Genomic DNA, 25,234 nt, shown 5'->3' with positions numbered 1-25,234 from the left:
AATGGGATTTTTATAAGCTACGTGTTAACCATTATGCCTCATATAATTTCCTCTCGTGTAACACAGTATCAAGCTCAGGCGATAACAGGTGTCACTATTTGCTGAAAATTCATTAATTCTTTAATTCTTCTGCCTTCATCTTTGAGTTTTGAGGAGTCAAGAGGCAATGGTCTTTTATTTCCTCCTGCTCCCTCATCTCCTTTACCTTACCCATTTCACCAGTACTTTAACTCAGAACTGGTGAACTCATGGCTGTGGAATTTTTTATTGTCCTTCTGTGACTTCTGTGGAAGCTTCGCCGCTTTCTAGCTCGGTCTGAGGTGCATCAGCATTAACATCTGATTGTGCCAGTTCCGTTTCCTCTGTGGCACTCAAGGAACCTTCGGGTACAAGTTCAACTGAGGAGTGTTCTAAAAGCCAATCGATGATTCTTTCGGTTAATAGTTCGTTTTCCACCATTGAACGCAGTTTATCTTCATCAACGTCTTGTTCCTCCGAGTACTGCTGTAAAAGTTCTGTGACTCTGGCTGCGATTTCTTCTGGTGTTACCTCGATAGATTCGCGTTTACCGACTTCCCGTAAGGATAAGGAGCGTTTGATGCGTTCAATGGCCTCAGTGCGCGATCGCTCCCGCAACTGAGGAATAATATCTTGAGTAAACAACTTTCTCACATCCAATCCCTGCTGAGACAGTCGGATTGCTGTTTGCGTTAGCATTGCATCCACTTCTTGCTCAATCAATGTTGCTGGTAAGTCAACTTCTACGTGCTTGAGCAGTTCTGTTAACAAGGCTTCCTGCTTATTTGTTTTTGTTTTGTCGTCCGCCTCTTTTTGATATTGCTCTACCAAAGAAGCGCGTAACTCCTCTAAGGTTTCAAAATCGCTGATTTCTTGGGCGAAATCGTCATTTACTTCTGGTAGCTCCTTTTCCTTGAGTTCTTTGAGCGTCACGGTGAAAGTTGCTGCTTTTCCAGCTAAATCTTCATTAGCATATGGATCTGGGAACTGCGCTGCAATTTCTCTAGTTTCTTCCGGATTCATCCCTACTATTCCCGAAATAAAGCCTGGAATAAACTTATCTTCCTGCAACTCAACTTGAAAATCAGTTGCTTCGGCTCCGGGAATAGGTTCTGGTTCGGCTGTTTCGTCTTCGCCCTCGACTTTAGAGAATACACCTTTAAAATCGACTACGGCGATATCACCGATTTGGGCTGCACGTCCTTCCACAGGAATCAATGTCGCCAATTCTTGACGTTCCTTATCCAGCGTGTTCTCCACTCGTTCTAAATCGTACTTGACTTCTTCAGCCTTGGCTTGCAAATCAGTGTACTGCACTAGATTCACTTCTGGTTCTACATCGACAGCAGCCGAAATCGTCAGGGGTTTTCCAGGTTCATAATTCTTAATCAAATCCTCAAAGGAGGAGCGCAATTGCGGCTGGCCTATTGCCGGGATAGCTTCTTGTTTGACTGCTTGCTCAATGCCATCTTGAATTAGTTCTTCCAGCGCTGCTGCCTTGATTCGAGTGGTACCCAGCCGTTGTAGCAATATCGGCCGAGGCACCTTGCCTTTACGAAACCCAGGAATATTGGCAGTACTCGCTAAGTTTTTAATGACCTGTTCGTAAGTTTGCTTAGTAATTTCCGGCGTAATCTCTATTTCCAGGCCAATTTGGCTGGCGGGAAGTTTTTCCTGGGTAACTTTCATGCTTCGTCTCTAGTTTTCTGGTATTTTATACTCCGAGTACACACAAGACGCAATAATTGTTCGCGTTTATGGCTTGATGTCTCTTAAGGGAATGGGAGTTTGCCAAAAGGTCTTATGACATCCAAGGATGGATATTTGTCCTGGGACAAAGATCCAGTTTACTGCCAATGACCAAGGACTTGACATTTTACCTTCATAACAAATAGTTAATAGGGCATTAGTCATTAGTCAAGAGTTATTCTCCCCCTGCTTCCCCTGCTCAAGAACTGCTGCCCCACTCTCCACTCTCCAGTCACTCTGAACTTAGGAATTAATTATTCAGCGGGTTAACACCGTGATATCCTGGTTTTCAGCGAGTGGTTAGTACTCCCAAGTTAAAGTTATAGTATTGAGTCTAGCTATTATTAAGTTGTGATAGGAGAGTGGATCTATACCTAACCGCATAGCTCAGTTTTATCCTGTACTGGTTTTATGCATTTCGATCCTAGTATATTGATCATCTTGGTAAGTAACTTGCAGCCAAGACGTTTGTTGCCTTACAGGTGGGATGCCTGTTAAACGTCTAAGTGCAGATATCTCCATTCTTCTGCTAAATGGCGGTTTGTTGTATAATAATATATAGTTTAAATCGATAGAAAAATTGGATAGCCATTGTTGTAGAATGCAACATTACTTAACTTATAAAACAAATGTATTAGATATATAGAGATAGACTAAATTAGAGAAAAATCAAAACCTATTCAAAATGTCTTTCAAAATTGCGATCACTATTTAAATAGAAGTAAATTGTCAATTGTTCCAAGAAATTGCACATAAATCTCTTAAAGGAGGAATCAAGTTTGTCGAAATCCTATCGTGTAGCTATTTTGGGAGCGACTGGTGCAGTGGGTACAGAGTTGCTGGAATTATTAGAAAGTCGTAATTTTCCTGTTGCTGACTTGAGGTTATTGGCATCAGAACGGAGTGTCGGGCGATCGCTGCCATTTAAAGATGAAAATATATTAGTAGAGCAGGTTCGTGATCGCGCCTTTGAAAATGTGGATATAGTACTGGCTAGTGCAGGTGGTTCCACATCCAAAAGTTGGGCAGCAATTGCCGTCGAAAAGGGCGCAGTGGTAATTGATAACTCCAGTGCTTTTCGGATGAACCCGGAAGTTCCCTTAGTCGTACCAGAGGTAAATCCATTAGCCGCAGCTAATCACCAAGGCATTATTGCCAATCCTAACTGCACAACAATTTTAATGACTTTGGTAGTATGGCCATTGCATAAAATTAAACCAGTGCAACGCATCGTCGCCTCAACCTACCAATCTGCTAGTGGTGCTGGTGCTAGAGCAATGGCAGAAGTCAAAACCCAAACAAGCGCTATACTACAAGGACAGCCAGCAGTTGCCGAAATATTGCCTTACCCATTGGCATTTAATTTATTCCCGCATAATTCACCATTAAACGATTTGGGTTATTGTGAGGAAGAAATGAAAATGGTCAACGAAACCCGAAAAATATTTGGCACGCAACAAATTAAAATCACTGCAACCTGTATACGGGTTCCCGTACTCCGTGCCCACTCAGAAGCCATTAATTTAGAATTTGAAACTCCCTTTAGTGCAAAGGAAGCCAGAGAAATTTTAAATTCCTCCCCCGGAGTAAAATTGGTAGAAGATTGGGGAACTAATCATTTTCCGATGCCAATTGAAGCAACAGGTCGAGATGAAGTTTTAGTGGGAAGAATTCGTCAGGATATTTCTCATCCTTGTGGTTTGGAATTATGGTTGTGTGGTGACCAAATCCGCAAAGGGGCAGCATTGAATGCAGTACAAATCGCCGAGTTGTTGGTAGAAAAAAATCTACTCAAACCATTAGCTATTAGTCATTAGTCATTAGTCATTGGTCATTGGTTAAGTGACAAATGACTAATGACACTTGAAAGCAATTTGCAAATAGGTTATTACAATAAAAAACCACCAAGATACAAAAACATGGGTAATCAGGAGTGAAAAAAGGGTGGGAGATTTTGGCAATGTTTTAACCGCTATGATTACGCCGTTTAAAGCAGACGGTAGTGTGAACTATGATGTAGCGGCAGAACTGGCAGCACATCTAGCTAACAACGGTACAGATACATTGGTGATGTGCGGCACAACAGGAGAATCCCCTACGCTAAGTTGGGATGAGGAATACCAATTATTTGTCGAGGTGTTGCAGTCCGTGGCAGGAAAAGCCAAGGTGATCGCAGGTTGTGGATCAAATTCCACCAAAGAAGCGATCGCTGCCACCCAAAAAGCGTCTAAAATAGGAGTACATGGTTCCTTACAAGTTGTTCCTTATTACAACAAACCGCCACAAGCGGGATTGGAAGCGCACTTTCAGGCGATAGCACAAGCCTGTCCCGACCTACCGTTGTTGTTATACAATGTCCCTGGTCGTACGGGACAAAACCTTCAGCCAGAAACAGTTGCCCGGTTAGCTGAGGTTAGCAATATTGTCGGGATTAAAGAATCCACTGGTAGTATAGATCAGGCAAGCGAAATTCGTCGCTTGACACCAAAAGAATTTTACATCTACTCTGGTGATGATTACATGACTTTGCCCTTGTTAGCGATCGGGGCAAAGGGTGTGGTAAGTGTGGCTTCTCATCTGGTAGGAAATCAACTACAGCAGATGATCCAAGCTTTTAGTGCAGGGAAAATTGAGGTAGCCAGCGAGATTCATCTCCAACTCTTCCCGTTGTTTAAAGCTCTATTTCTAACTTCAAATCCCATTCCAGTAAAAAAAGCACTGAAACTTCAAGGTTGGGAGGTTGGTTCAACTCGTCCGCCGCTATGTGAAGCTGATTTAGAAGTCAGTCAAAAGTTAGAAGCGGTTCTGAAAGAACTTAGTTTAATCTAGCCACCACCTGGTTAAGCGCTGGTAATCTGCTCCTTACCAAAGATACATATAAACAATGACCATAATTGTTCATAAGTTGCAATTTAAAAACCTGTGTTAGGACTGATAGATATACTATGAATCCTTCAGTGTAGTATCCATTTTATTGAATAAACAATTGAAGATATCAATTAAAACTTGATTGCTTTGGAACTGACTTAACAGACAAATGATGTTGTCTAAAATACAAGGAAAGTTAACTATCAACTTAATTAACCACAAGTAACAATCTAAGGAGAAAATGGCTAAAAACGAAGCTAATAATTCCGCCTTGAAAATTATTCCTTTAGGCGGTTTGCATGAAATTGGCAAAAATACCTGTCTTTTCGAGTATGACGATGAAATTATCCTGTTAGATGCAGGATTAGCTTTTCCCACAGAGGCGATGCATGGAGTAAATATTGTTTTGCCAGATACAACCTATCTGCGGGAAAATCGCCACAAAATTAAAGGGATGATCGTTACTCATGGTCATGAAGATCATATTGGCGGGATTGCTTTTCATCTCAAGCAATTTGATATCCCGGTGATTTATGGCCCTAGACTAGCAATGGCAATGCTAGAAGGTAAATTGGAAGAAGCGGGAGTCCGCGATCGCACAGAAATCAGAACTGTTCTACCCCGTGATGTCGTGCGGATTGGCAAAAACTTTTTAGTGGAATATATCCGTAACACCCACTCCATCGCTGATAGTTTCACTGTTGCCATTCATACTCCTCTTGGTGTAGTAATTCACACAGGGGATTTCAAAATTGATCACACCCCAGTAGATGGTGAAAAGTTTGACTTGCAACGCCTAGCAGAACATGGCGAAAAAGGCGTCCTTTGCCTGCTGAGTGATTCAACTAACTCCGAAGTCCCAGGATTTACACCTTCGGAACGTTCAGTTTATCCCAATCTGGAGAGAGTATTTAGTCAAGCTACCGGGCGATTGTTCGTTACTACCTTTGCTTCCAGCGTGCATCGGATCAACATGATTTTGGATATCGCGAAGAAGCAAAACCGTGTAGTGACGGTTGTGGGGCGTTCCATGCTGAACTTGATTGCTCATGCCCGCAATTTAGGTTACATCAAGTGTGAAGATAATCTGCTGCAACCATTGCACGCAGTCCGTAATCTACCTGACGAAAAAGTTTTAGTTTTAACTACAGGTTCTCAGGGTGAACTGATGGCAGCAATGACTCGCATTGCCAACAAAGAACATCCTCACATCAAAATCCGCCAAGGAGATACGGTAGTATTCTCTGCTAACCCAATTCCCGGAAATACGATCGCTGTAGTCAACACCATTGATAAATTGATGATTCAAGGGGCGAAAGTGGTCTATGGTCGAGATAAAGGGATTCACGTCTCCGGTCACGGCTGTCAGGAAGAACAAAAGCTGATGATTGCCTTAACTAGACCCAAGTTCTTTGTGCCATTTCACGGCGAACATCGAATGCTGGTGAAACATGCAGAAACGGCTCAGAGTATGGGCATTCCCGCCGAAAACATGATTATTATTCAGAATGGTGATATTGTCGAACTAACTGAAGATGCCATTCGCGTCGCTGGGAAAGTGCCATCTGGTATAGAACTGGTGGATACTACTAGTTCGGGTATGGTAAGTGCCAAAGTTTTACAAGAACGGCAACGCATGGCTTCAGAAGGCATTATCACGATCGCAGCTGCCATTGATTGGAATGGTAAACTGTTGGCAAAACCAGAAATTCACCTCCGGGGTGTAGTCACAAGTGTAGAGCGATCGCTGTTACAAACCTGGGTAAAACAACGGATTGAAGAAATCCTGACTGTGCGCTGGTCAGAATTTGCTGCTGGGGAAGGTGAAGCAGCAGATATAGACTGGGGTGGATTGCAAGGTACTTTAGAACGAGAATTGCAACGTTCCATCCGTCGGGAATTACAATGTCAGCCATCTGTGACTTTGTTGATGCAAATTCCTGATGAGCCGCCTGTGAAAGTTGCTGACGGGAGAAGACGCCGCACTCGGACTGCTGCTCAGGTAGCATCGTAGAGAATTTAAGATAAAAATCTCACTGCAAAGCGCACAGACGTAAAGTTTTTCTAACGTCTTTGCGTTTTGGCGTGAAATGTCTGGAGAACAATAACAACAAGGTGGATTTAGGGTTTTTTGTCCTCATCCTTGTATAAAGTTTTTTGCTTGGCGCTGACCTTAAATTCTGCTCTGCCGTATGGTTCCTCTAAATGTATATCGTTAATTTCGACTTCATAGGGGTAGTTTATTAACTCACTCAAAGCTTTTGCTAAGGCTTCTTCAATCTGAAGGGGAGACACAACTTTAAGAAAATGTCTCTTTGTTTTCGCTTCGCGCTCCCAAAGATCATCTAGCTCTATATCTCTAATGTAGATTACAACGAATAATTATTTTTAATTGTGGCATAATGCATCTATCCAGGAGGATTCCTCGGAGGCGATCGCTATGACTAAAACACCAACAAAAATTAGTACTCTTGAGGAATACATCAATTTTGATGATGGCACAGACAAGCGCTATGAACTTGAGGATGGGGTGCTGCTAGAAATGCCTCCTGGTACTGGTAAGCATGAGGCGATTATCACTTCACTGTTAGTTCGCTTCTTTTTAGAAATTCAAAGAATGGGACTGCCTTTACAACCGCGTCCTAATGGTACAGAGGTGTTGACTAATAAACAACCCAGGCGACCTGATATTTGTGTGATTACCAATCAACAGGCACAAAGTATTGAGAGTACTTCGGCTATCCTCAAAACTGCTCCACCCCTATTAGTTGAGGTGGTAAGTCCTGAATCTGTTGACCGAGACTATAACCAAAAAACCTCTGAGTATGCAGCTATTGGTGTGGTCGAGTATTGGATTGTTGACCCCTTAAAAAATAAGATGACAGTGTGTTTGCTAGACAATGGTAGTTACAAGCAAACTGTGTTTACTGGAAACCAGCAGATTATTTCTCAAACATTCGTAGAACTAACCCTGACAGCCCAGCAGGTGTTTTCAGCTTAGGGTTGTTGTTACATATCCTCAATGAACCCAGAGGTATAGTAGAACTAAAGTACATAACGTTAGTGGCGCTCCAAAACGCAGGTGTTCCCAAAAAGTTAGCTTGTAGCCTAAATCAGTAGCAGCTTCTACAACTATCAAGTTGGCGACTGAACCAAACAAAGTCAAATTACCAGCCAAAGTTGATCCGGCTGCTAACAATAGCCAATACTTACTGTCACCTGAAGGAACCAGGGGATGCAGCAGAAGTACAGCAGGCACATTAGAAATTAAGTTAGATAAAATAACAGTTACACCCAAAAAACTTGCAGCAGAATTGATTGCATGGGTAAATGGCTGGAGCAAATTCAACTTTTGCGTGACTCGCGTCAGGATAAACAATCCAGAAAACATTACCAGCAGGTTCCAATCGACCTTTTGCAAAATGCGTTGCGGTTTAATCCGGCGAGTGATTAGCAATAAGCTAGCAGCAACTAAAGCAGACTCCGCTAAAGGTAAACCGACAGTAAATGCAATCAGCAGCCCAATTGTGATGACTAATGTTTTTTTAAATAAAGGTTTAAAAATACGTTGATTGCCAACTGTTACCTGTTGGCAAGGTTTGACTGAACGCACATCTGGGTAAAATAGCCACAGTAATATTACTTGAATTACCAAGCCGACAAGGGCAACTGGAGCCAATACACGCAGAAAATCTAGATAGGAAATACCTGAAAAGGAGCCAATCAGGATATTTTGAGGATTACCGCTCAAGGTAGCTACCGAGCCTATATTAGTTGCACCTGCGATCGCTAGTAAATAAGGAATTGGATTTAAGCCCAAAGCTTGAGTCAGGCTCAAAGTTAAGGGTGTGAAAATCAACGCTATAGTGTCATTGAGAAAAAAGGCGGAGAGAATACCACTACCAAAAGTTAAGGCAATTAACAAACCTAGAGGACTGCGAGTGATACTCAATATCACTGAGATTGATCGTCTAAAAAACCCTGCAAAGGATAGGTTGGCATTAACTACCATCATGCTCAAGAGAAATACAATGGTATTGGCATCAATGGCCTGCCATGCCTCCTGTAAATTCAGAATACCTAAAGCAATTAAAAAGGCAGAACCGACTAAAGCAATGGTGGCGCGGTTCATGCGTAAACCAGGAATGTAGCCCAATGCTAACCCCAGATAAGTTAGCCCTAAGACGCTATAGGTTGCAAATTGCAGAAGAATCACTTTTTTTACCGAGACTTTGCGACGAGCGATGTTTCATGACTAGCTGCTCTATATTTACTGAGAAAACCAACCCACCTGGCTTTAAGCCGCAGCCGCGTCTACAGACTTCTCTCTACTTCTACGGCATCCAGCCAGCAATTAACAGGACGCTCTGAAGTGGGGAAGCGGGAATACGGAGAGGAAAAACCCCTACTAGGGTATAACTGATATTTATACTTAGCAAAAATACTTCCAAGAAAACCTTGTATTAAGGTTTGTAAATGTTACACTAAAACCTATCCAATGACAGATGTCTTTACTAAAATCTTAAGTATGTCAAGTTATGAACAAGATCGTAATATTACACTACCGATCCCTAGAAAATTGCGATTAACTTGACGTAGTAATAAATTAAGTTCTGACTTAAGTGGCTAATCAGATATTACATTATATCGCAGTCAGGACGAGATTCTTCCGGGAAACTTCGTTTCCACATTGTATATATTCATCAAAAAGATGAATAGCCTCAATAACACAGGGGATTAACCATGAAGGTATTCGACAATACCACAAAAAAGATTTTTCTGGCAAGCTGGGTATCAATCAATCAAGCAGAGACTAGTGACCATAAAGTAACCCAGCTGAACCCTTCTGTTTCCAAATCTTACTGGAATATTCTCCAACCCCTACGGCAGCGTGTAGATAGCATTCAAGTCCGCGATCGCCAACTAGCTCACCGCTTGTGCAAACTGATTCCATCTCAGTGTCCCTTTGAGCGAGATGTCAAATTATTCGGGAAAACCCTGTTTCACATTCCGCCCATGTGCAAGCTCAACCCCTTATATGACGAAGTGGTTGGTTTACGTTTCCGAGCACTGTGCTATCTAGCCGACGATTGTGGCGAAGATGTGTCACAGTACTGCTAATACAGAGTGCTGTTAGCGGTAGCGGGGCATTTAGCCCGTGCTGAAGGAAAAGTTACGAGTAAGGAGTGAGGAATTAAAAATAAAACTCCTAACTCTTAACTCCTAACTTCTAACTCATAACTATTTTTTTTGCCATTTTTGGATAGCATCCTGAGCATCTTCGTAAGCGCCTGTCTCCTCTGGCACTAAAGCAGCGGTCGCAATTGCCGCATTACGTTCTCCTTCGGCGGCGCGATGCTTGGCCAAATCTAAAATTTTCTCACTCCATTTATTGATTGATTTTTGGGCAGTATCAAAGCCTGGTTGACCTGCTGGTACTTTCTTGGCAACTTCGATCGCACGATTGTAGGTAGATGCCTGTCCGGACTTAATTAAGGCATTAGCTGCATCTAAAAGAGTTATGTTACTCACATACTGCTTCCCTTCTAGCCGCCATAGGTTCATTGCTGCTTGTGCTTTGGCATAGGGGGCTTCATCTTTGGTGATTAATTGTGCGGCAGCAATGGCGCTAGCATACTGTCTTTGTTTAGCACGACCTTCTGCTAAATCTAAAATCATCCGGCTCCAAATCTTAATATTCTCCTGAGCTTGTTCATACAGTGGTTCACCGGGTTTAATTTTCTCGGCTGTAGCGATCGCCAAGCTCAAATCGCTAGCCTGAGTTTGTCTGAGCGACATTTTTGCCAAGTCTAATACTGCTTGATTCCGGTTTTTCGACTCGGAACTAGAGGCTATTTGAGCGCTAGATTGGTTGTTGCGTCTAACTGGTAGAGTGCGTAGGCGTAGCCCGTCGTAGACATCGTTTGGTAAATTCTGGACAACCTTGGGGTTGCTAGCAGTAACATTGGGTGATGTCCTTGATATTTGCTTAATTCTAAAAGTTTCTTGATTACGAAGAAAAACTACGGCGATTAAACCTGCTACCAGCAAACTGCCTCCGCCCCACAAGATAAATTGTTTCCAAAAAGGGATACTTGGCTGATTCGATGGCAATCGAGAGACGTAGCCTTGGGAGGAATTAGGGATAAATCTTCCTTTGGTGTTTACTCTTAAAGAAGTTTCCGGCATTGGCTGGGAAACTAAATCAGCAGCCGACTTTTGGACTTGTTGACCCTTGGACTTCTCAACTTTGTGAGCCACCTGTTGGGAGGAGTTCACAGTAGCTTCTTTCCATCTGCCTTGAGCTGCTGAAGTTCTAGGGGAATCGTCGAGGGGGGGAGCCGCAAGGGCAACAGCAAAGGATTCTTCAGGGTAAATCACCGGATTTGCTTGAAAGTCGCTTTCTATTGCCAATTTTGGCAAGATTACTTGCTGCCTTGATGGGATGATAGTGGCAGGGTTTTGAACAGGACGCCAGTGGTGTTGACATAATTTTGGCATGAGCAGACTCAGGTAGCTTTCTAAATCTGCTAAGTTGCTGCCATTACCAGAACGCAAAGCTTCTAACAAAGCTGCTGTAAAGAATCCGTGACCTAATTCGCTACTTTCGTGAGAGAACTGCTCTGGTTGACAAGAAAGAATTGTAGCGATTTGTAGTTCTTGAGCTAGTTCTATTGTTTCTTCACCAACGGGAGCATCCGCTTGGGTGCCAAAAGCGCGGTTGATATCGAGTATTAGCAATACATTCAGGTCAGCAAGTTGCAGACTTTGTGTTAGCGATCGCAATTCTATGCCAGTCTCTTGTACAAGTTCGGGGTTGCCCTCTGCTGGCATTAAGTAATCTTTGCCTTTGTAATTGACACCATAACCGCTAAAGAATAACCACAGATAGTCTTGCGGTTGCCAACTTGTCGCTGCCAAATCTTCAAGCAGCAGCAAAATATTCTCTTTAGTCGGATAGGTGGATCTATCCCCAATCGGCGGCGAAGTATCTGTCATTAACAGGCAGTGTTTAGGGAAAAAACCTGCATCTGTCACCAAAAAATCCTCTAGTGCCTCAGCATCTGCTTGAGCACAACTTAAAGGTTGAAATAACTGATATTGATTGATGCCAATCGCGATCGCCCAGTAATTTGCCATCCCGCTCTTTGTCAGTTATTGTTTGCTGGTCTTAAAATTGCGGTCGGCTTTGCCAAAAAAACAAAGCTAACCTATGTTTTATAGTCTAGGTGATTCTGAGCGAATCTTCAGTTAAAATGTAATTTTTATTACGTTATTTTACTGGAAAATACCTTTCACCTAATTTTAATAACAGATCATCATTAAGGAGATAAAAGGTCATGAGCAAGATTTCTGCTCACCTACCATCATCGATCACTCCCTTTTCAGTTATTAGCCAAATTGCCAGAAGAATCCGGATAGTTCCTTTAGTAGTTTTGCTGTTATCTACCGTTCCTGCGTGGTTTGTAACGGAAGCGATCGCACATAAGGTTGTGCGAGCTTACACCGCTAGAGTTGACCTGGCGATTGACCGCCTGCCAGATGAAAACTACGAAACCGTTCTCACAAGAGCGGAAGCAGCCGCTAGGGCAGCTGCTCAACGGAGTTTCGACCAAGATATCTTGGTGACAGATGTTTCAATCATTGTGTCCGTACAAAATTATGGATTGATCGCACCAGTTCTGACATTAGAAGTTAGTCGTCCACAATGGCGATCGCGCCCCGATGCTCAAAATTGGGCAACTTACTTCAAAACTGCGCGATCACTACTTTTCTTTGAAAAAGAGCCGACAACCTCTAATACAGTTCCAGCAGCTAGCAGTCTGCCAACCCAAAAATAGCGGCGGGGACAATGGGATACAAAGACGCTCCTAAATCCCATGTCTAAAGTCTCTTGATTCAAACAATAAATATTTTTCTTCTCCATGTCCTCGTTGGTCACCATTGAAATTCCCCGCGTCTTTGCACGCCAGTTGCTAAAGAGCGGGTTCCGCTTTAGCGGTACAAGTCGGCACCGGACGGCAATCACTAGATAAGGAAAAGCCTTTATTCCTGCTGGCTTCCCAACGCACTAGCTCGTCTCTATATCCCCACTTCAGTCTCAACCGATCAATTCAACTTATTTATTCCTGACTCAACTGTTGTCCTTGGCGTCAGTGGATGGCCTAGAATAAGAAGGTTGTCAAGAATCGCGATATCTGCTGACATGGCTGTTCCTAAGAAGAAAACTTCCAAATCAAAACGAGATAAACGTCGAGCTACCTGGAGGCATAAAGCCGTCGTCGAAGCTCAGAAAGCTCTATCTCTGGGTAAGTCGATTTTGACTGGACGTTCTACATTTGTTTATCCAACTGCTGAAGAAGAGGAAGAAGAATCATAATTTCCCAGTCAGGAAAAGCATGAACAGCACCGATAGATTTGATTGCCAAAGTCACCAATCAAACTTATTACTAGTGGATAAACGCTTTTTCTTAGCTTTCCTGATTGCATTATCAGAAAAATGCTGAAATCCCCTGATCAAGAGCAACGCAATTGCGCTTTTCGTACTTCAGGCAGGAGAGTGTCAAGAATCATAGATACTCTACACAAGCTGATTAGATCAAGAAAAATTGGTAGTGAGTAATTGGGAACATCCATTACCCATTACCTATCATTCATGAGTAATGATCAAGTAACTATATAAAAGTAAAATATCTGCTGCTGTTGGCAACTCAGCAAAAAAGCTTGTAAATATCTTAAGAAAACTTATTTTTCTCCAACTATGCTAGGAAAATTTTTTCATAAACCAGGGAAGGAAGAGGGGGAACGTGTCCCTCCAGGTCAACACTTAGCTAAAGGTTTCCCCGTATTAACTTACGGTGCAACTCCCCAAGTTAGCACTGAAGAATGGGAGTTTCGAGTTTGGGGTTTAGCAAAACCTACTACCTTTAGTTGGTCAGACTTTATGGCGCTGCCTCAACACGAATTCACAGCCGACTTCCACTGTGTAACCCGCTGGTCTAAACTGGATGTCAAATGGACTGGCATTAAAGTCATAGATTTCATGGGTCTGATTGAGCTAGACCCGAAAGTAGCCCACATTATGGAACACTGCTACGGCGGCTACACTACCAATATTTCTATAGAAGATTTTATACGGGAAGAAAATTTCTTTGCCTTTAAAGTATTTGGTGAAGACCTTCCAGTTGAACACGGTGGCCCGATGCGGCTAGTTGTGCCCCACCTTTACGCTTGGAAAAGTGCTAAGTGGATTAATAGTTTAGAATTTTTAGCTAGTGAAGAACTTGGTTTTTGGGAGCGGAATGGTTACCATCGCCGTGGTGAACCTTGGGCTGAGGAGCGTTACAGCAACGCTTTTGGGTTTTAATAGTTAGGAGTCAGAAGTTAGAAGTTAGGAGTTAAAATTTCATAACTCATAACTCATAACTCATGACTATTAACCCAGAAGTTTTTTGATTAGCGGTAATTTGCCCTTATAAGGAGCGTATCGCCATTTTAAATCCAGCCAGAAAGAGTTTTGCAATACACTTTTATCATGGGAAAAAGTGTCAAAACTAGCTTTGCCGTGATAGTTGCCAATACCGCTATCTCCCACCCCACCAAATGGTAAAGATGAGACACCAACCTGCATCACTGTATCGTTGATACAGACTCCACCAGAGGAAGTTTCCTGCAAAACTCGCTTTTGTAGATTTTTGTTTTGAGAAAATAAGTATAACGCCAAGGGTTTAGGTCTAGAGTTAATCAAGGCGATCGCTTCTGCAATGTCAGTATATTCAATAATGGGTATAATGGGGCCAAAAATTTCTTCCTGCATTACAGAATCTTCTAAGGAGACAGTATCAATCACTGTAGGGGCAATATAACGCTCTGAAGGTTGATTTTCTCCACCGATGATAACTTCACCATCTTTGAGAAAGTTAACCAATCTCTCAAAGTGTTTTTGACTGATAATCCTGGCATAATCAGGACTGTTTGCTGGATTATCGCCATAAAATTCTTTCAAGCATTTTTCCAGCCCATCTATTAAATCTTTTTTGATTTTTTTATCAACTAAAAGATAGTCAGGGGCGATACAAGTTTGTCCAGCATTAATAAATTTGCCCCAAGTGATTCGTCTGACAGTGTGTTCAAGATTAATGTCAGTATCTACGATACAAGGACTTTTACCGCCTAATTCTAAAGTAACTGGTGTGAGATATTTGGCCGCTGCTGCCATGATGATTTTGCCGACGGCTGTGCCACCAGTAAAAAAGATATGGTCAAACTTTTCTGCAAGTAGTTTTTGACTTGCTTCTACGCCTCCTTCTACCACTGCAATATAAGCTGGGTCAAAATGTTTAGCAATAATCTTAGCAATGATACTAGAGGTATGAGAAGCAATTTCTGAAGGTTTGATAATTGCACAATTCCCGGCTGCGATCGCACCTATTAAAGGTGAGATAATTAAGTTAAACGGATAGTTCCAAGGCCCAATAATTAAGACAACCCCTAGCGGTTCTGGATAAATTTGGGCTGAGTAAGAAAAAAAATCAAAGGAAACGGCTGCTTTTTTGGGCTTAGTCCAGTTTTTCAGATGTTTTATAGCATAATCAATTTCCTTAATTACGCCGATTTCTGTAAGGTAACTCTCCAATTCTGGTTTATGTAAATCTGCTTGTAATGCTTCGACTATTGACCGTTCATGCTCAATAATTGCTTGCTTGAGATTTTTTAGTTGTTCAATGCGAAAATTGACATCTTTAGTTTTGCCAGTTTGAAAAAACTCTCGTTGATTCTGGATAATATGACCAACGTTAGATAATTCAGTCGTAATCATTGTTTTGTCCCTTAAAAAACTATTTTTTTGATGTTAGCGCTGCTAAATAAGCATATTTAATTAGTCAATTTTTAGGGTTTGAATTCACAATGGGAATATTTACTTTAAATTATTGAAAGATAGTAGTAAAGTTATAAATTAGCAATTATTATGGTAAGAATTCGATAATTTATAATTTATAATTGCTAATTTTCTCATGTTTTTGTGGGTAGAAGGACAATAAATATACTGCCTTTGCCCAACTCAGAATTAAGCAGAATAATGCCTTGATGTGCCTCGACAATTCGGCGAGCAAGATACAGTCCTAAGCCACTACCAGAAGTTTTGTGGCTGCCTTGGCGAAATCGTTCAAATATGGTGGCTTGTTCTTCAGGGGGAATACCTGGGCCTGTATCCGCTATTTCAATTCTAATGTAGTCAACGGAATTGGATTTTCCAGATAACTGAGATTGACTACTTTTATCAAACTGGGGTTGAGAAGTAAAACGAATAGTAACAGACCCAGACTCGGTAAATTTGATCGCATTCCCGATAAGATTAGTGAATAGACGATGCAATTCTAAGCGATCGCCCATGACTGTGTTTGTAGTTGACTCCTCAGTAAAGTCCAAATTTAGGGACAGTGTTTTATCTTGAGCTAGGGGTGCTAATTCTCCATTCACCTCCTCTAGCAATCGACTCAAATTAACTGGTTGAAATGCCAAAGTTTTGCGACCTGCTTCAAAGCGATAGACTTCCAATAAGGTATTGACCATAGAAAGGAGGTTGATATTGCTACGGGACATGATAGCGATTACTTCCTGCATTTGCGATGATAATGCTCCCAACGCTCCTTGCTGAAATAGCATCAACATGCGATCAGCCGCCACCAAGGGAGTGCGTAAGTCGTGGGTGAGGCGGGAGACAAAATCTTCTCGCTGGCGGGCAATTTCATCACGTTCATCCATACTATGCTTCAAGCGCAGGAGCGATCGCACTCGTGCCAGCAATTCATCTACTGTTACAGGTTTGCGGATAAAATCATCAGCACCCAAGTCTAAACCGTGGGCGACGTTGGGCGCATCATGGGCAGTGATCAGCAATATGGGGATGTATTGCGGTAATTTCATTTCTCCGCGAATGTGCTTAGTGACTTCGTAGCCGTCCATACCTGGCATCATCAGATCCAGCAGAACCAAGTCACAAGGAGAAGCTTTCAATTCTGCCAAGGCCGAAATCCCATTTTCTGCGGTGCTAATCGTGTAACCTTCTTCCTCCAAAATAGTTTTGATCAAAAACACGTTATCAGGAGAGTCATCGACAACTAGAATTTTGTCAGAGCGAGAAGATTGTGAAGTCATATAGATGCAAGGTACGGGGTAAAAGTAAATTTTTGTAAGACTAGCTGTATTTGTAACAATTTGTCTGCCAAGTTTTTTAGTAAGCCTCCCTACCTAAGAAGTATTTTTTACTATTAAATTATGGCTGGTAAAATTTTAGCTTTGGATACAGCAAATGGTGGAATGACTTATATAGTCTTTGATGTATCGGTTTTCGTAGGTAACTGGAGATATAATTGCGTAGGCGATCGCCCAAGAGTTAAGAGTGCCTTCTGAGTTACTTAGGACAATATACTTCTTATGGTAGAGCGAACTTTCCCGTATTTAGGATAGGCCCTGTTCAGCATTCTGCACAATATGTTTTCAAAATTAGAACATAGAGGAAACCGTTGCCTTTTTCACAACTAGCCACTTGTGTCTGAATTGCTCTCTTTTGCTAGCTCCGGCAGAGATTTTAGAGATGTTTTGAGCAAAATCCAATCTAGATAGAGTACAAAAATCTGCATTTTCAGAAAATGGTTAAGGCGTTGGAAGCTTTTATCCGTCAATAACCATGCCCAGATTTTTTCCAGTAGTAGCTTTAGGATGACTTCAATAGACTTGTTGATAATTAGGGGGATTAGTGTTTCTAGCATTGCGTTGCGATCGCCTCAGTTACTTGATTGAGTTCAATGTCGCAATTTTGTTTTGTAGTTATTTATTTGACTTCTAGTGACTTAGATTGACTTGTCTTGACATATCTTTACTAGCCGCCAATCTCTGTAAACACAAGCTAGACTGAACTTTAAAGCGATTTCACATTAGGTATATGTCGTTACCAAGAGACTTCCTGACACAACTAGAGCAATACAGCGAATTGTCAAACCGAGAAAAGGCAGTCTTTTTGGAAATCTTTGGTAATGGCAAGAGTCGAGTTCAAGTTACACAAGTGCTAAACATTTCTGACAGCAATCTCAGCAGTTGTCTAACGGGGATTTACAAAAAATTCCATATCAATGGCAGTGGGCCTGTGAAAGAAACCCGCTTTCGGGAATATCTCCAAAAGCGATATTCACAGCAGAAACCTGCTGATAGCTTAACTGCTGATATTGTAGAGGATGATATTGATTTTCTAGTTCAAGAAATCCGCGAAAAGGTTAAACCCAGCATTAAAGAAAAATGTGGAACCATGCGCGTGCTGGATATGCCTCAGCCGATTGAGTTAACTGGAGAGCGAGGTATTTATACTAACGTCAACATTTTAGAGAAAATTACAGGACGCAGGCGACTAGATATCCCTGAACTGTTGCATAACTGTAATCCAGAACACTTTGATCGCTTTGGACTCAGCCGAGTAACAGAGAAGCGAGTATTGGGACTAGAAGTGGTGCAACGCTACAGTAAGCTAATGGTTTTAGGAAAACCCGGAGCAGGTAAGACCACATTTTTGAAGTATTTGGCGATGCAGTGCATTGAGGGACAGTATTTGACAAACCGAGTTCCCTTATTCATCACCCTCAAGGACTTGGCAGAAGCGCCCAAACAGCCAAATGTATTGAAATATATTGCTCAACAATTATCAAGTTGTGGAGTGAATAATGCCAGCATTAAAGCAGATCAACTATTGAAAGAAGGTAAGACATTAGTGTTACTAGATGGGTTGGATGAAGTTCGTGAAGAGGATACGAAGCGTGTCTTACGGCAAATTCTGGATTTTTCTGAGCAATTTCATACCAATCAGTTCCTGATTACCTGTCGAATTGCTGCCAAAGAATATACCTTTGAACGCTTCACTGAGGTGGAAATGGCAGATTTTGACCAAAAGCAAATCGCCATTTTTGCTGAAAACTGGTTTCGGTTAAGTGACCCGGTAAAAGGTGAGCATTTCATCCAAAAACTGAAAGACAACAGACCGATCCAAGAACTGGCAACCAATCCACTATTGTTAACACTGCTGTGTTTGGTATTTGGGGAAAGCGCAGATTTTCCAGCAAATCGTTCCGAACTCTATAAAGAAGGGTTGGATGTATTGCTCAAAAAATGGGATGCTAAACGCAACATTGAGCGTGATCAAGTTTATAAAAATCTGTCGCTGCACCGTAAAGAAGATTTGCTGAGTCAAATTGCCCTTACTACCTTTGAGCAGAAAGATTATTTCTTTAAGCAAAAAACAGTTGAAGCATACATTGCTGATTTCATTCGCAATTTACGTGATGCTAGTACTGAGCCAAAGGAATTAGAACTAGATAGCGAAGCAGTTTTGAGGTCAATTGAAGCACAACATGGATTATTGGTAGAAAGAGCAAAGGGAATCTATTCTTTCTCCCATTTGACGTTTCAAGAATATTTCGCTGCTAGGGAAATAGTTGCTAATTCTGCCTGGAATAATTTAATGGAAAATGCCACTGATAAACGCTGGCAAGAAGTATTTTTACTCACAGCAGGCATGATGCGGAAGGCTGATGATTTAGTACAGTTGATGAAGCATAAAATTGATTTAATAGTTGCTTTAGATGATAATTTGCAGAAGTTTTTGAGGTGGGTACAAGAAAAATCATGTACAATAGATATTTCCTATAAACCAGTTGCTATACGTGCATTTTATTTTAGTTTATTTAAGATTTTTAGCAAAAATGATTATCATCATGTTGATATTACACTTGCTATCTCTCTTGATACTGATATTAATGACATTCTTAGCAGCCTGAAAGCAGATGACGAACATTTATCAATTGCAAATAACTTGAGTCTGGATTTTCACCTTATTGCTTCATATAGTATGGTAAAAAAGCAATTTTTTATTTACGAAACAAAAAATAATATCTATCTAATGACTATACAGGTAATTGATATACTTAAACACGTATATGCCTATGTCTCTGAATATAAACTGAAGCAATCTATACAAAAGCTCAAAGATGAACTTCCTAGTAAAGATCAAGTTCCTAATAAAAATACAAATACCAGAGACAAGCTAATTAATATAAAAAGCTTTAAAGAACGCTTTCCAGATTGGTGGTTAGCAGATGGTGAACATTGGACTGAGCAACTGAGATTATTGATGATTGAGTATCGTAACATCGGTCATAAATGGCGGTTTAGCGATACACAAGAGCAACTGTTACAGCAGTATTACACTGCCAATTTACTACTAATAAATTGTCTTAATAGTGATTGTTATGTTAGCCGCGAAGTTAGACAGGAAATTGAAAATACTTTGCTATTGCCGATGAGTGAGTTAAAAAATAAAAATTAGAAATTTAACTGATAATAGAGATGTTTATATTGTCAATCTTGGTGACTATTTGATGAGGAATAAATACTTAACTTCTACTAAAAAACAAGTATTTGCTCATTTATCAAAGGCGATTCTATCTAAAACTTGCTGGAATTCTGCTGTGGAAGGAATTGCGATCACACCCATTACACAATTTGTACTGACTGAGTATTAATTTCTGTTAAATTAACCAATCTTACATCATTTGTAAACAATGTTGCATTTAGAGATTTTGCAGTTGCTGCAATTATTGCGTCAGGAAGCCTGAGTTTGTATTGTTTGCGAAATGCAATTGTTAAATTTTTAATATTACTATCAATACCAATGATTGTAATTTTATTTAAAAAATCAATAATTTGTGTTTCTTCTTCTAAACTGAGACTTGGATAAGAGAGCAATTCAATCTCAGTAATCAGTGAAATAAAATATTGTCCTAATGGTAGTGGATTTACCAAGCGACCACCCAAAAAATACAAGACTACATTTGTATCTAAAAAAATCAAAGGTTGTATCAACACTACTCATCCCTAATTTGCTGCTGATATTCCAAAGGGTCTTGAGTTAGTTGAATTATACCCGCATATTGGTTTAAATTAAACTCTTGTTTTTGTTGTGATTGATGAACTTCTAATATCTTCTCGATTTGCTGCCAGTCTTGATAATCAATCAACACTGCTACCGGACACATCGCTTCATCAGTCACAATTTTTTTCTTAAAAGGTAGCATAATTTTCTACATCAGATACAACATTTAACTATTTGATCGTAACTCCAAAACAAAAAATTTATCAGGGCAATATTACTCTCGTCCTTAAAAGCGATAAGTTGCTTGGTCATGAATTAGAACAAAAAGTACCTCTGTGCCATTGGCAAAACTGTCGCAGGTTCACAAATTAGCAACTCACCATCAGCCCTTACTTCATAGGTTTCTGGATCAACTTCAATGTGGGGTAGTGCATCATTCAGCCTCATATCCTGCTTACTCAATTGGCGTGTTCCAGAAACTGCAACCGCTGTCTTTTGTAAACCTAACTGGCTGGGAATTTCTTTCTCTAAAGCTGCTTGCGAAACAAAAGTTAATGATGTGGCATTCTTAGCACCTGCAAAACTACCAAACATCGGTCGCATATGCACTGGTTGCGGTGTGGGAATACTGGCGTTAGCATCGCCCATTTGCGACCATGCAATCATTCCGCCTTTAATAACTATCTCTGGTTTCACCCCAAAAAACGCCGATCGCCATAAACATAAATCTGCTAATTTTCCCTCTTCCACTGAACCCACATATTGAGCAATTCCGTGAGTGATCGCTGGGTTAATTGTATACTTAGCAACATATCTTTTTGCCCTAAAGTTGTCTGCTTTTTGCTCTGTTCCCTGTGCGTTAAGACTTCCTCGTTGCACCTTCATTTTGTGAGATGTCTGCCAGGTGCGAATTATCACTTCGCCTACTCGTCCCATTGCCTGGGAATCGGAAGAAATCATGCTAAATGCGCCTAAGTCGTGCAAAATGTCTTCGGCAGCAATGGTTTCTCGGCGGATGCGGGACTCGGCAAAAGCTACATCTTCGGCGATCGCAGGGTCAAGATGATGACATACCATCAACATATCCAGGTGTTCATCTAAGGTGTTGAGAGTGTAAGGACGTGTAGGGTTGGTGGAAGATGGGAGAACATTGGCTTGGCTGCAAACTTTGATAATATCTGGTGCGTGTCCTCCGCCTGCGCCTTCGGTGTGATATGTGTGGATGACACGATTCTTGAAAGCGGTGATCGTATCTTCAACAAATCCGGCTTCGTTCAGGGTATCAGTATGAATCGCCACTTGTACATCATATTCATCGGCAACGCTGAGGCAAGTATCAATTGCTGCGGGTGTGGTTCCCCAGTCTTCATGTAGTTTTAACCCGATTGCACCGGCGGCTACTTGTTCTACAAGTCCTTGGGGTTGACTGGCGTTACCTTTACCCAAAAATCCTAAGTTGACAGGAAAAGCATCAGCAGCTTGCAGCATCCGGTAAATGTTCCAAGGGCCGGGGGTGCAGGTAGTGGCATTTGTACCCGTAGCTGGGCCAGTACCGCCGCCAATCATGGTGGTAATACCAGAAGCGATCGCAACTTCAATCTGTTGGGGACAAATAAAATGAATATGGGCATCGATACCGCCAGCAGTGAGAATCATTCCTTCACCAGCTAAGGCTTCAGTTCCGGGGCCAATAATAATATCTACATTGTTTTGAATATAAGGATTTCCGGCTTTACCAATTTTGAAAATTTTGCCATCTTTAATGCCAATATCCGCTTTGACAATACCCCACCAATCGAGAATTAAGGCATTGGTAATTACTAAATCAACTGCACCATCGGCGTTAGAAATGGGGGATTGTCCCATTCCATCTCTGATAACTTTACCACCGCCGAATTTTACTTCATCGCCGTAGGTAGTGAAATCTTGTTCAACTTCAATAAATAATTCTGTATCTGCAAGTCGGATGCGATCGCCTACTGTTGGGCCGTAGGTTTCAGCGTAGGCGCGGCGATCCATTCTGTAAGGCATAATGCTACCCCTGGTAATGGTGTTGATTTTAATATTTTTCAGCAACCTTATGGAGATAAGGTGATAATTTTTGTATAACTTGATAGTTTTAGGATGGCAGTAAATTTAGGGAAATAAATATTAATGAAATAAAACTGAAGTTAACAGGAATGAAAAATATTTGGCACATTTACTAAAAATTTTACGTATAAATACAGATTATACTGCAATGTTTACATAGGTAAACTAAGAAAGCAGATGTTAAAATCACCTGTTCAATTGGCTGCCTACTTGAAACGGAGAGAGGGGCGTGGAATTCTCTAGAATGTAATTCAAATAATTAATCCATTAAGCTAAATATTGTGTTTAAGAAATTATGTTATGCAATTTTCTACAATACGGCAAAGACAAAGGCGCTTTCGAGAATTTGGGTTTATGTTATAAGTGAGCGTTCTTGGAGGCGTAAACAGAATGACTTTAGCAGATGTAATTTCCATAGCTCGAAAGCTTTCTCCATCAGAAAAGCTTAAGCTAATTCGCATCCTTGCCGAAGATTTAGATACAGTCGAGGATATTTCTCCATTGGAACCCTTCAAAACTTACGATTTACCTACTCCTTATAATAACTTTGGGGCTGGTGCAGTCATGATGGAAGCACTCAACTTACAGGATTCCAGTCATTAAGCTGTATGCGGTTCAATTATTCCACTACAAGTTCCACTCAAAACGAATTTGATAGCTTACCCAGAATTCCCCTACTTTTAAGTCGATAAAATTACAGCATAGAAGCAAATGGTTTAGTTGATAGCGGTGCTACTGTCAATGTTATGCCTTATCAAATAGGGCTTCAACTGGGTGGCATTTGGGATGAACGTAAAGCTATTATTCAATTGGCAGGAAATCTCAGCAATCAACCTGCTATACCATTTTTCGCAAGGGCTGAAATTAGCAATTTTCCACCTGTGCAGTTAGTATTTGCATGGGTAAGAAGTCTTAACGCTCTTTTAATTCTTGGACAAACCAATTTTTTCTTAGAATTCGATGTTTGTTTTTACCGTTCCAAATTGGAGTTTGAAATTAAACCTATTCAATAAGCTTTTTTAAACGCGAAGGAACGCTAAGGGAAGTGCAGAAGTTTGCGGAGGGTTTTTAGAGGTTTCCGTTAATTTTGCTGTTGAAGCCGTAGACTTGGCGAGTACCAACAAGGGGGATTAGAGTGATTTGTTTTTCATCCCCTGGTTCAAAGCGGACTGCAGTTCCTGCGGGGATATCGAGGCGCATTCCTCGCGCTTGTTCTCTATCAAAGTTTAAGGCGGTGTTAACTTCATAAAAGTGATAATGGGAACCGACTTGTATGGGGCGATCACCTGTATTTGACACTTGCAATTTTACAGTTGGACGACCAACATTTAGTTCAATTTCACCTGCTGGTGTGATAATTTCTCCAGGAATCATAATAAATTCAAAAATTAACGGATTGGATTATGTACTGTCACCAACTTTGTACCATCAGGAAAAGTAGCTTCAACTTGCACTTCATGCACCATTTCTGATATCCCTTCCATAACATCATCCCGCGTTAACAAAGTTGTACCATAACTCATCAATTCTGCTACATTTTGCCCATCTCTTGCACCTTCTAAAATGGCAGCAGAAATATAAGCGATCGCTTCAGGATAATTCAGTTTTAAACCCCTTCCTTTACGTCTTTCTGCTAATAAAGCAGCTGTAAAAATTAATAGCTTATCTTTTTCCTGCGGCGTAAGTTGCATTCGTACTTCCTCCTCTGTAGTTCGTTCAAACCTGCCATACTCTTGGTATACAATTACCACGATTCAAAAAAGAAACTCGCAGCATCTGCCAAACATCAATAAACCAGTTTCTCACCTCAGATGTAGAAGAACCGCGATATCGACACAATAATCCATGTTGTAATCGGCTAACTCCCGCTTCACCTTTCCCATACCATAAATTTCGCGTTTTTTCGACGATTTCTGCTGAAACTGCACCACCAACCCAAACTAGACTACCTACTACTGGTTTTCCAGCCAAGCCGTGGGGACTGTGAAAAATGTCTTCGCTACCCCATAACCATTGCCGATCAATCCACAAGGGAACATCTTGTTGCCAAATTTCGGTGTGCGATCGCCATTCTCCTTGCAAGAATTTCTCTTTTCTAGCACTGCGACCAAATCGGGTAATTTCCCACCCTAACCAACTGGCCCCGGTTGCTAATTCTACCCGTAAATCTTGCCGATAAATCGCACCGTTAAATAAAATTGTCTCTTGCGGCAACCATTCTAAACAAGCACCTGCATCAACTTGCATCTGGATTAATTGTCTAGCTTGTAAGCCATTGCTGCGATATAACTTGCTTGCAGCAGCTGTGGTGATTAAGGTTTGGGCTTGGGGTTGGAGGTGGATGTTAGAGGATAGGCGATCGCCTCCCACCACTCCCCCAGCTGTGTGTAAAATGACGCTATGGCAAACTTTTTCCCCTTCTGGGTAAAATGGACGTTGCACCTTCAGGGGCGCTTGTTGGTGATTGTAAATTAATTGGGTTTTACCCTGGCGATCGGCATAGATTAAATTAAGTTTGCCATGCCAACCTTCTGCTATTTCTGAGTTGCAAGTCATTTATAAATTTAATATTAAAATTCAGACAGCTTA

25 protein-coding genes are annotated in these 25,234 nt (G+C 41.2%); 12 read left to right on the top strand and 13 right to left on the bottom strand.

What is annotated here, in order from left to right; all coding sequences use genetic code 11:
* Positions 1–264: 264 nt before the first annotated feature.
* The gene (gene tig / locus V7L29_RS18680) at positions 265–1,707 is read right to left on the bottom strand and encodes a trigger factor (RefSeq protein ID WP_334736438.1); all 1,443 of its coding nucleotides are present in this window, start codon (positions 1,705–1,707) and stop codon (positions 265–267) included.
* Positions 1,708–2,546: 839 nt separating this feature from the next.
* Between tig and V7L29_RS18675 the strand changes: the two genes are divergently transcribed.
* From V7L29_RS18675 to V7L29_RS18665, 3 genes are all read left to right on the top strand, one after another.
* On the top strand, positions 2,547–3,584 hold the full coding sequence (locus tag V7L29_RS18675) for an aspartate-semialdehyde dehydrogenase (RefSeq protein ID WP_334691469.1): 1,038 nt from the start codon (positions 2,547–2,549) through the stop codon (positions 3,582–3,584).
* Between the two features lie 127 nt (positions 3,585–3,711).
* Entirely contained in the window at positions 3,712–4,596 is an 885-nt protein-coding gene (dapA, locus tag V7L29_RS18670; protein ID WP_334736437.1) for a 4-hydroxy-tetrahydrodipicolinate synthase, read from the top strand.
* 280 nt (positions 4,597–4,876) lie between these two features.
* Entirely contained in the window at positions 4,877–6,649 is a 1,773-nt protein-coding gene (locus V7L29_RS18665; RefSeq protein ID WP_334691471.1) for a ribonuclease J, read from the top strand.
* Positions 6,650–6,756: 107 nt separating this feature from the next.
* On the opposite strand, the gene V7L29_RS18660 is transcribed toward V7L29_RS18665, so the two are convergent.
* Positions 6,757–6,930: a hypothetical protein gene (locus V7L29_RS18660; protein WP_334691472.1), complete on the bottom strand. Its 174-nt coding sequence runs from the start codon at positions 6,928–6,930 to the stop codon at positions 6,757–6,759.
* A gap of 145 nt (positions 6,931–7,075) precedes the next feature.
* On the opposite strand from V7L29_RS18660, the gene V7L29_RS18655 reads away from it, so the two are divergent.
* The gene (locus tag V7L29_RS18655) at positions 7,076–7,636 is read left to right on the top strand and encodes a Uma2 family endonuclease (protein WP_334736436.1); all 561 of its coding nucleotides are present in this window, start codon (positions 7,076–7,078) and stop codon (positions 7,634–7,636) included.
* A gap of 18 nt (positions 7,637–7,654) precedes the next feature.
* Here V7L29_RS18655 and V7L29_RS18650 read toward each other — a convergent pair whose 3' ends face one another.
* Positions 7,655–8,851, bottom strand: coding sequence for an anion transporter (locus V7L29_RS18650; protein ID WP_334691474.1), 1,197 nt, complete (start codon positions 8,849–8,851; stop codon positions 7,655–7,657).
* A gap of 527 nt (positions 8,852–9,378) precedes the next feature.
* On the opposite strand from V7L29_RS18650, the gene V7L29_RS18645 reads away from it, so the two are divergent.
* Positions 9,379–9,756 (top strand): Mo-dependent nitrogenase C-terminal domain-containing protein, encoded by a 378-nt coding sequence (locus V7L29_RS18645; RefSeq protein WP_334736435.1) that lies wholly within the window; start codon positions 9,379–9,381, stop codon positions 9,754–9,756.
* A 120-nt stretch (positions 9,757–9,876) separates the two neighbouring features.
* Here V7L29_RS18645 and V7L29_RS18640 read toward each other — a convergent pair whose 3' ends face one another.
* Positions 9,877–11,775, bottom strand: a complete 1,899-nt coding sequence (locus tag V7L29_RS18640; RefSeq protein WP_334736434.1) for a caspase family protein — start codon at positions 11,773–11,775, stop codon at positions 9,877–9,879.
* Between the two features lie 200 nt (positions 11,776–11,975).
* Between V7L29_RS18640 and V7L29_RS18635 the strand changes: the two genes are divergently transcribed.
* The 3 genes from V7L29_RS18635 to V7L29_RS18625 all read left to right on the top strand — a co-directional run bounded on the left by V7L29_RS18635 (position 11,976) and on the right by V7L29_RS18625 (position 14,002).
* Entirely contained in the window at positions 11,976–12,476 is a 501-nt protein-coding gene (locus V7L29_RS18635) for a hypothetical protein (protein ID WP_334736433.1), read from the top strand.
* 365 nt (positions 12,477–12,841) lie between these two features.
* On the top strand, positions 12,842–13,015 hold the full coding sequence (gene rpmF / locus V7L29_RS18630; protein WP_012407602.1) for a 50S ribosomal protein L32: 174 nt from the start codon (positions 12,842–12,844) through the stop codon (positions 13,013–13,015).
* 381 nt (positions 13,016–13,396) lie between these two features.
* Positions 13,397–14,002: a sulfite oxidase-like oxidoreductase gene (locus V7L29_RS18625; protein ID WP_334691478.1), complete on the top strand. Its 606-nt coding sequence runs from the start codon at positions 13,397–13,399 to the stop codon at positions 14,000–14,002.
* 69 nt (positions 14,003–14,071) lie between these two features.
* Here the strand turns inward: V7L29_RS18625 and V7L29_RS18620 are convergent, their stop codons facing one another.
* Positions 14,072–15,454 carry an aldehyde dehydrogenase gene (locus V7L29_RS18620; protein ID WP_334736432.1) on the bottom strand — a complete coding sequence of 461 codons (1,383 nt, stop codon included), beginning with the start codon at positions 15,452–15,454 and terminating at the stop codon, positions 14,072–14,074.
* A gap of 194 nt (positions 15,455–15,648) precedes the next feature.
* Complete coding sequence (locus V7L29_RS18615) at positions 15,649–16,794, bottom strand: hybrid sensor histidine kinase/response regulator (protein ID WP_334736431.1); 1,146 nt, start codon at positions 16,792–16,794, stop codon at positions 15,649–15,651.
* 120 nt (positions 16,795–16,914) lie between these two features.
* Here V7L29_RS18615 and V7L29_RS18610 point away from each other — a divergent pair, with 120 nt between their 5' ends.
* Positions 16,915–17,049, top strand: coding sequence for a hypothetical protein (locus V7L29_RS18610; protein ID WP_334736430.1), 135 nt, complete (start codon positions 16,915–16,917; stop codon positions 17,047–17,049).
* A 128-nt stretch (positions 17,050–17,177) separates the two neighbouring features.
* On the opposite strand, the gene V7L29_RS18605 is transcribed toward V7L29_RS18610, so the two are convergent.
* On the bottom strand, positions 17,178–17,408 hold the full coding sequence (locus tag V7L29_RS18605; protein WP_334736429.1) for a hypothetical protein: 231 nt from the start codon (positions 17,406–17,408) through the stop codon (positions 17,178–17,180).
* Between the two features lie 173 nt (positions 17,409–17,581).
* Here V7L29_RS18605 and V7L29_RS18600 point away from each other — a divergent pair, with 173 nt between their 5' ends.
* On the top strand, positions 17,582–20,008 hold the full coding sequence (locus V7L29_RS18600) for an NACHT domain-containing protein (protein ID WP_334736428.1): 2,427 nt from the start codon (positions 17,582–17,584) through the stop codon (positions 20,006–20,008).
* Between the two features lie 167 nt (positions 20,009–20,175).
* Here V7L29_RS18600 and V7L29_RS18595 read toward each other — a convergent pair whose 3' ends face one another.
* The 3 genes from V7L29_RS18595 to ureC form a co-directional block, all read right to left on the bottom strand.
* Positions 20,176–20,547 (bottom strand): type II toxin-antitoxin system VapC family toxin, encoded by a 372-nt coding sequence (locus tag V7L29_RS18595; protein ID WP_334736427.1) that lies wholly within the window; start codon positions 20,545–20,547, stop codon positions 20,176–20,178.
* Complete coding sequence (locus V7L29_RS18590; RefSeq protein ID WP_334736426.1) at positions 20,547–20,756, bottom strand: hypothetical protein; 210 nt, start codon at positions 20,754–20,756, stop codon at positions 20,547–20,549. The genes V7L29_RS18595 and V7L29_RS18590 overlap by 1 nt, the downstream gene beginning before the upstream one ends.
* A gap of 113 nt (positions 20,757–20,869) precedes the next feature.
* The gene (gene ureC / locus V7L29_RS18585) at positions 20,870–22,585 is read right to left on the bottom strand and encodes an urease subunit alpha (protein WP_334736425.1); all 1,716 of its coding nucleotides are present in this window, start codon (positions 22,583–22,585) and stop codon (positions 20,870–20,872) included.
* A 450-nt stretch (positions 22,586–23,035) separates the two neighbouring features.
* Here ureC and V7L29_RS18580 point away from each other — a divergent pair, with 450 nt between their 5' ends.
* Together V7L29_RS18580 and V7L29_RS18575 are read left to right on the top strand one after the other, a co-directional pair.
* The gene (locus V7L29_RS18580; protein WP_334736424.1) at positions 23,036–23,248 is read left to right on the top strand and encodes a hypothetical protein; all 213 of its coding nucleotides are present in this window, start codon (positions 23,036–23,038) and stop codon (positions 23,246–23,248) included.
* Between the two features lie 143 nt (positions 23,249–23,391).
* Complete coding sequence (locus V7L29_RS18575; protein WP_334736423.1) at positions 23,392–23,658, top strand: hypothetical protein; 267 nt, start codon at positions 23,392–23,394, stop codon at positions 23,656–23,658.
* Positions 23,659–23,713: 55 nt separating this feature from the next.
* Here V7L29_RS18575 and V7L29_RS18570 read toward each other — a convergent pair whose 3' ends face one another.
* From V7L29_RS18570 to V7L29_RS18560, 3 genes are read right to left on the bottom strand one after another with little or no spacing between them, the layout of a single operon-like run.
* Positions 23,714–24,019, bottom strand: coding sequence for an urease subunit beta (locus tag V7L29_RS18570; RefSeq protein ID WP_334691486.1), 306 nt, complete (start codon positions 24,017–24,019; stop codon positions 23,714–23,716).
* Positions 24,020–24,033: 14 nt separating this feature from the next.
* Positions 24,034–24,336 carry an urease subunit gamma gene (gene ureA, locus V7L29_RS18565; protein WP_334691487.1) on the bottom strand — a complete coding sequence of 101 codons (303 nt, stop codon included), beginning with the start codon at positions 24,334–24,336 and terminating at the stop codon, positions 24,034–24,036.
* Positions 24,337–24,361: 25 nt separating this feature from the next.
* Positions 24,362–25,201, bottom strand: coding sequence for an urease accessory protein UreD (locus V7L29_RS18560; RefSeq protein ID WP_334736422.1), 840 nt, complete (start codon positions 25,199–25,201; stop codon positions 24,362–24,364).
* Positions 25,202–25,234 lie beyond the last annotated feature (33 nt).

It is taken from the genome of Nostoc sp., assembly GCF_036916575.1.
Lineage (GTDB): Bacteria > Cyanobacteriota > Cyanobacteriia > Cyanobacteriales > Nostocaceae > Nostoc.
This window is presented reverse-complemented; position numbering and strand designations above follow the sequence as displayed.

Bases quoted from the DNA above. Each gene is read 5' to 3' on its own strand.
- V7L29_RS18580 (WP_334736424.1), top strand. From the start codon at position 23,036: ATGACTTTAGCAGATGTAATTTCCATAGCTCGAAAGCTTTCTCCATCA.
- V7L29_RS18655 (WP_334736436.1), top strand. From the start codon at position 7,076: ATGACTAAAACACCAACAAAAATTAGTACTCTTGAGGAATACATCAAT.
- ureC (WP_334736425.1), bottom strand. From the start codon at position 22,585: ATGCCTTACAGAATGGATCGCCGCGCCTACGCTGAAACCTACGGCCCA.
- V7L29_RS18625 (WP_334691478.1), top strand. From the start codon at position 13,397: ATGCTAGGAAAATTTTTTCATAAACCAGGGAAGGAAGAGGGGGAACGT.
- V7L29_RS18570 (WP_334691486.1), bottom strand. From the start codon at position 24,019: ATGATTCCTGGAGAAATTATCACACCAGCAGGTGAAATTGAACTAAAT.
- V7L29_RS18645 (WP_334736435.1), top strand. From the start codon at position 9,379: ATGAAGGTATTCGACAATACCACAAAAAAGATTTTTCTGGCAAGCTGG.
- V7L29_RS18615 (WP_334736431.1), bottom strand. From the start codon at position 16,794: ATGACTTCACAATCTTCTCGCTCTGACAAAATTCTAGTTGTCGATGAC.
- V7L29_RS18665 (WP_334691471.1), top strand. From the start codon at position 4,877: ATGGCTAAAAACGAAGCTAATAATTCCGCCTTGAAAATTATTCCTTTA.
- V7L29_RS18575 (WP_334736423.1), top strand. From the start codon at position 23,392: ATGCCTTATCAAATAGGGCTTCAACTGGGTGGCATTTGGGATGAACGT.
- V7L29_RS18605 (WP_334736429.1), bottom strand. From the start codon at position 17,408: ATGCTAGAAACACTAATCCCCCTAATTATCAACAAGTCTATTGAAGTC.
- V7L29_RS18620 (WP_334736432.1), bottom strand. From the start codon at position 15,454: ATGATTACGACTGAATTATCTAACGTTGGTCATATTATCCAGAATCAA.
- V7L29_RS18600 (WP_334736428.1), top strand. From the start codon at position 17,582: ATGTCGTTACCAAGAGACTTCCTGACACAACTAGAGCAATACAGCGAA.
- V7L29_RS18610 (WP_334736430.1), top strand. From the start codon at position 16,915: ATGGCTGGTAAAATTTTAGCTTTGGATACAGCAAATGGTGGAATGACT.
- tig (WP_334736438.1), bottom strand. From the start codon at position 1,707: ATGAAAGTTACCCAGGAAAAACTTCCCGCCAGCCAAATTGGCCTGGAA.
- V7L29_RS18635 (WP_334736433.1), top strand. From the start codon at position 11,976: ATGAGCAAGATTTCTGCTCACCTACCATCATCGATCACTCCCTTTTCA.
- V7L29_RS18640 (WP_334736434.1), bottom strand. From the start codon at position 11,775: ATGGCAAATTACTGGGCGATCGCGATTGGCATCAATCAATATCAGTTA.
- V7L29_RS18590 (WP_334736426.1), bottom strand. From the start codon at position 20,756: ATGCTACCTTTTAAGAAAAAAATTGTGACTGATGAAGCGATGTGTCCG.
- ureA (WP_334691487.1), bottom strand. From the start codon at position 24,336: ATGCAACTTACGCCGCAGGAAAAAGATAAGCTATTAATTTTTACAGCT.
- V7L29_RS18560 (WP_334736422.1), bottom strand. From the start codon at position 25,201: ATGACTTGCAACTCAGAAATAGCAGAAGGTTGGCATGGCAAACTTAAT.
- rpmF (WP_012407602.1), top strand. From the start codon at position 12,842: ATGGCTGTTCCTAAGAAGAAAACTTCCAAATCAAAACGAGATAAACGT.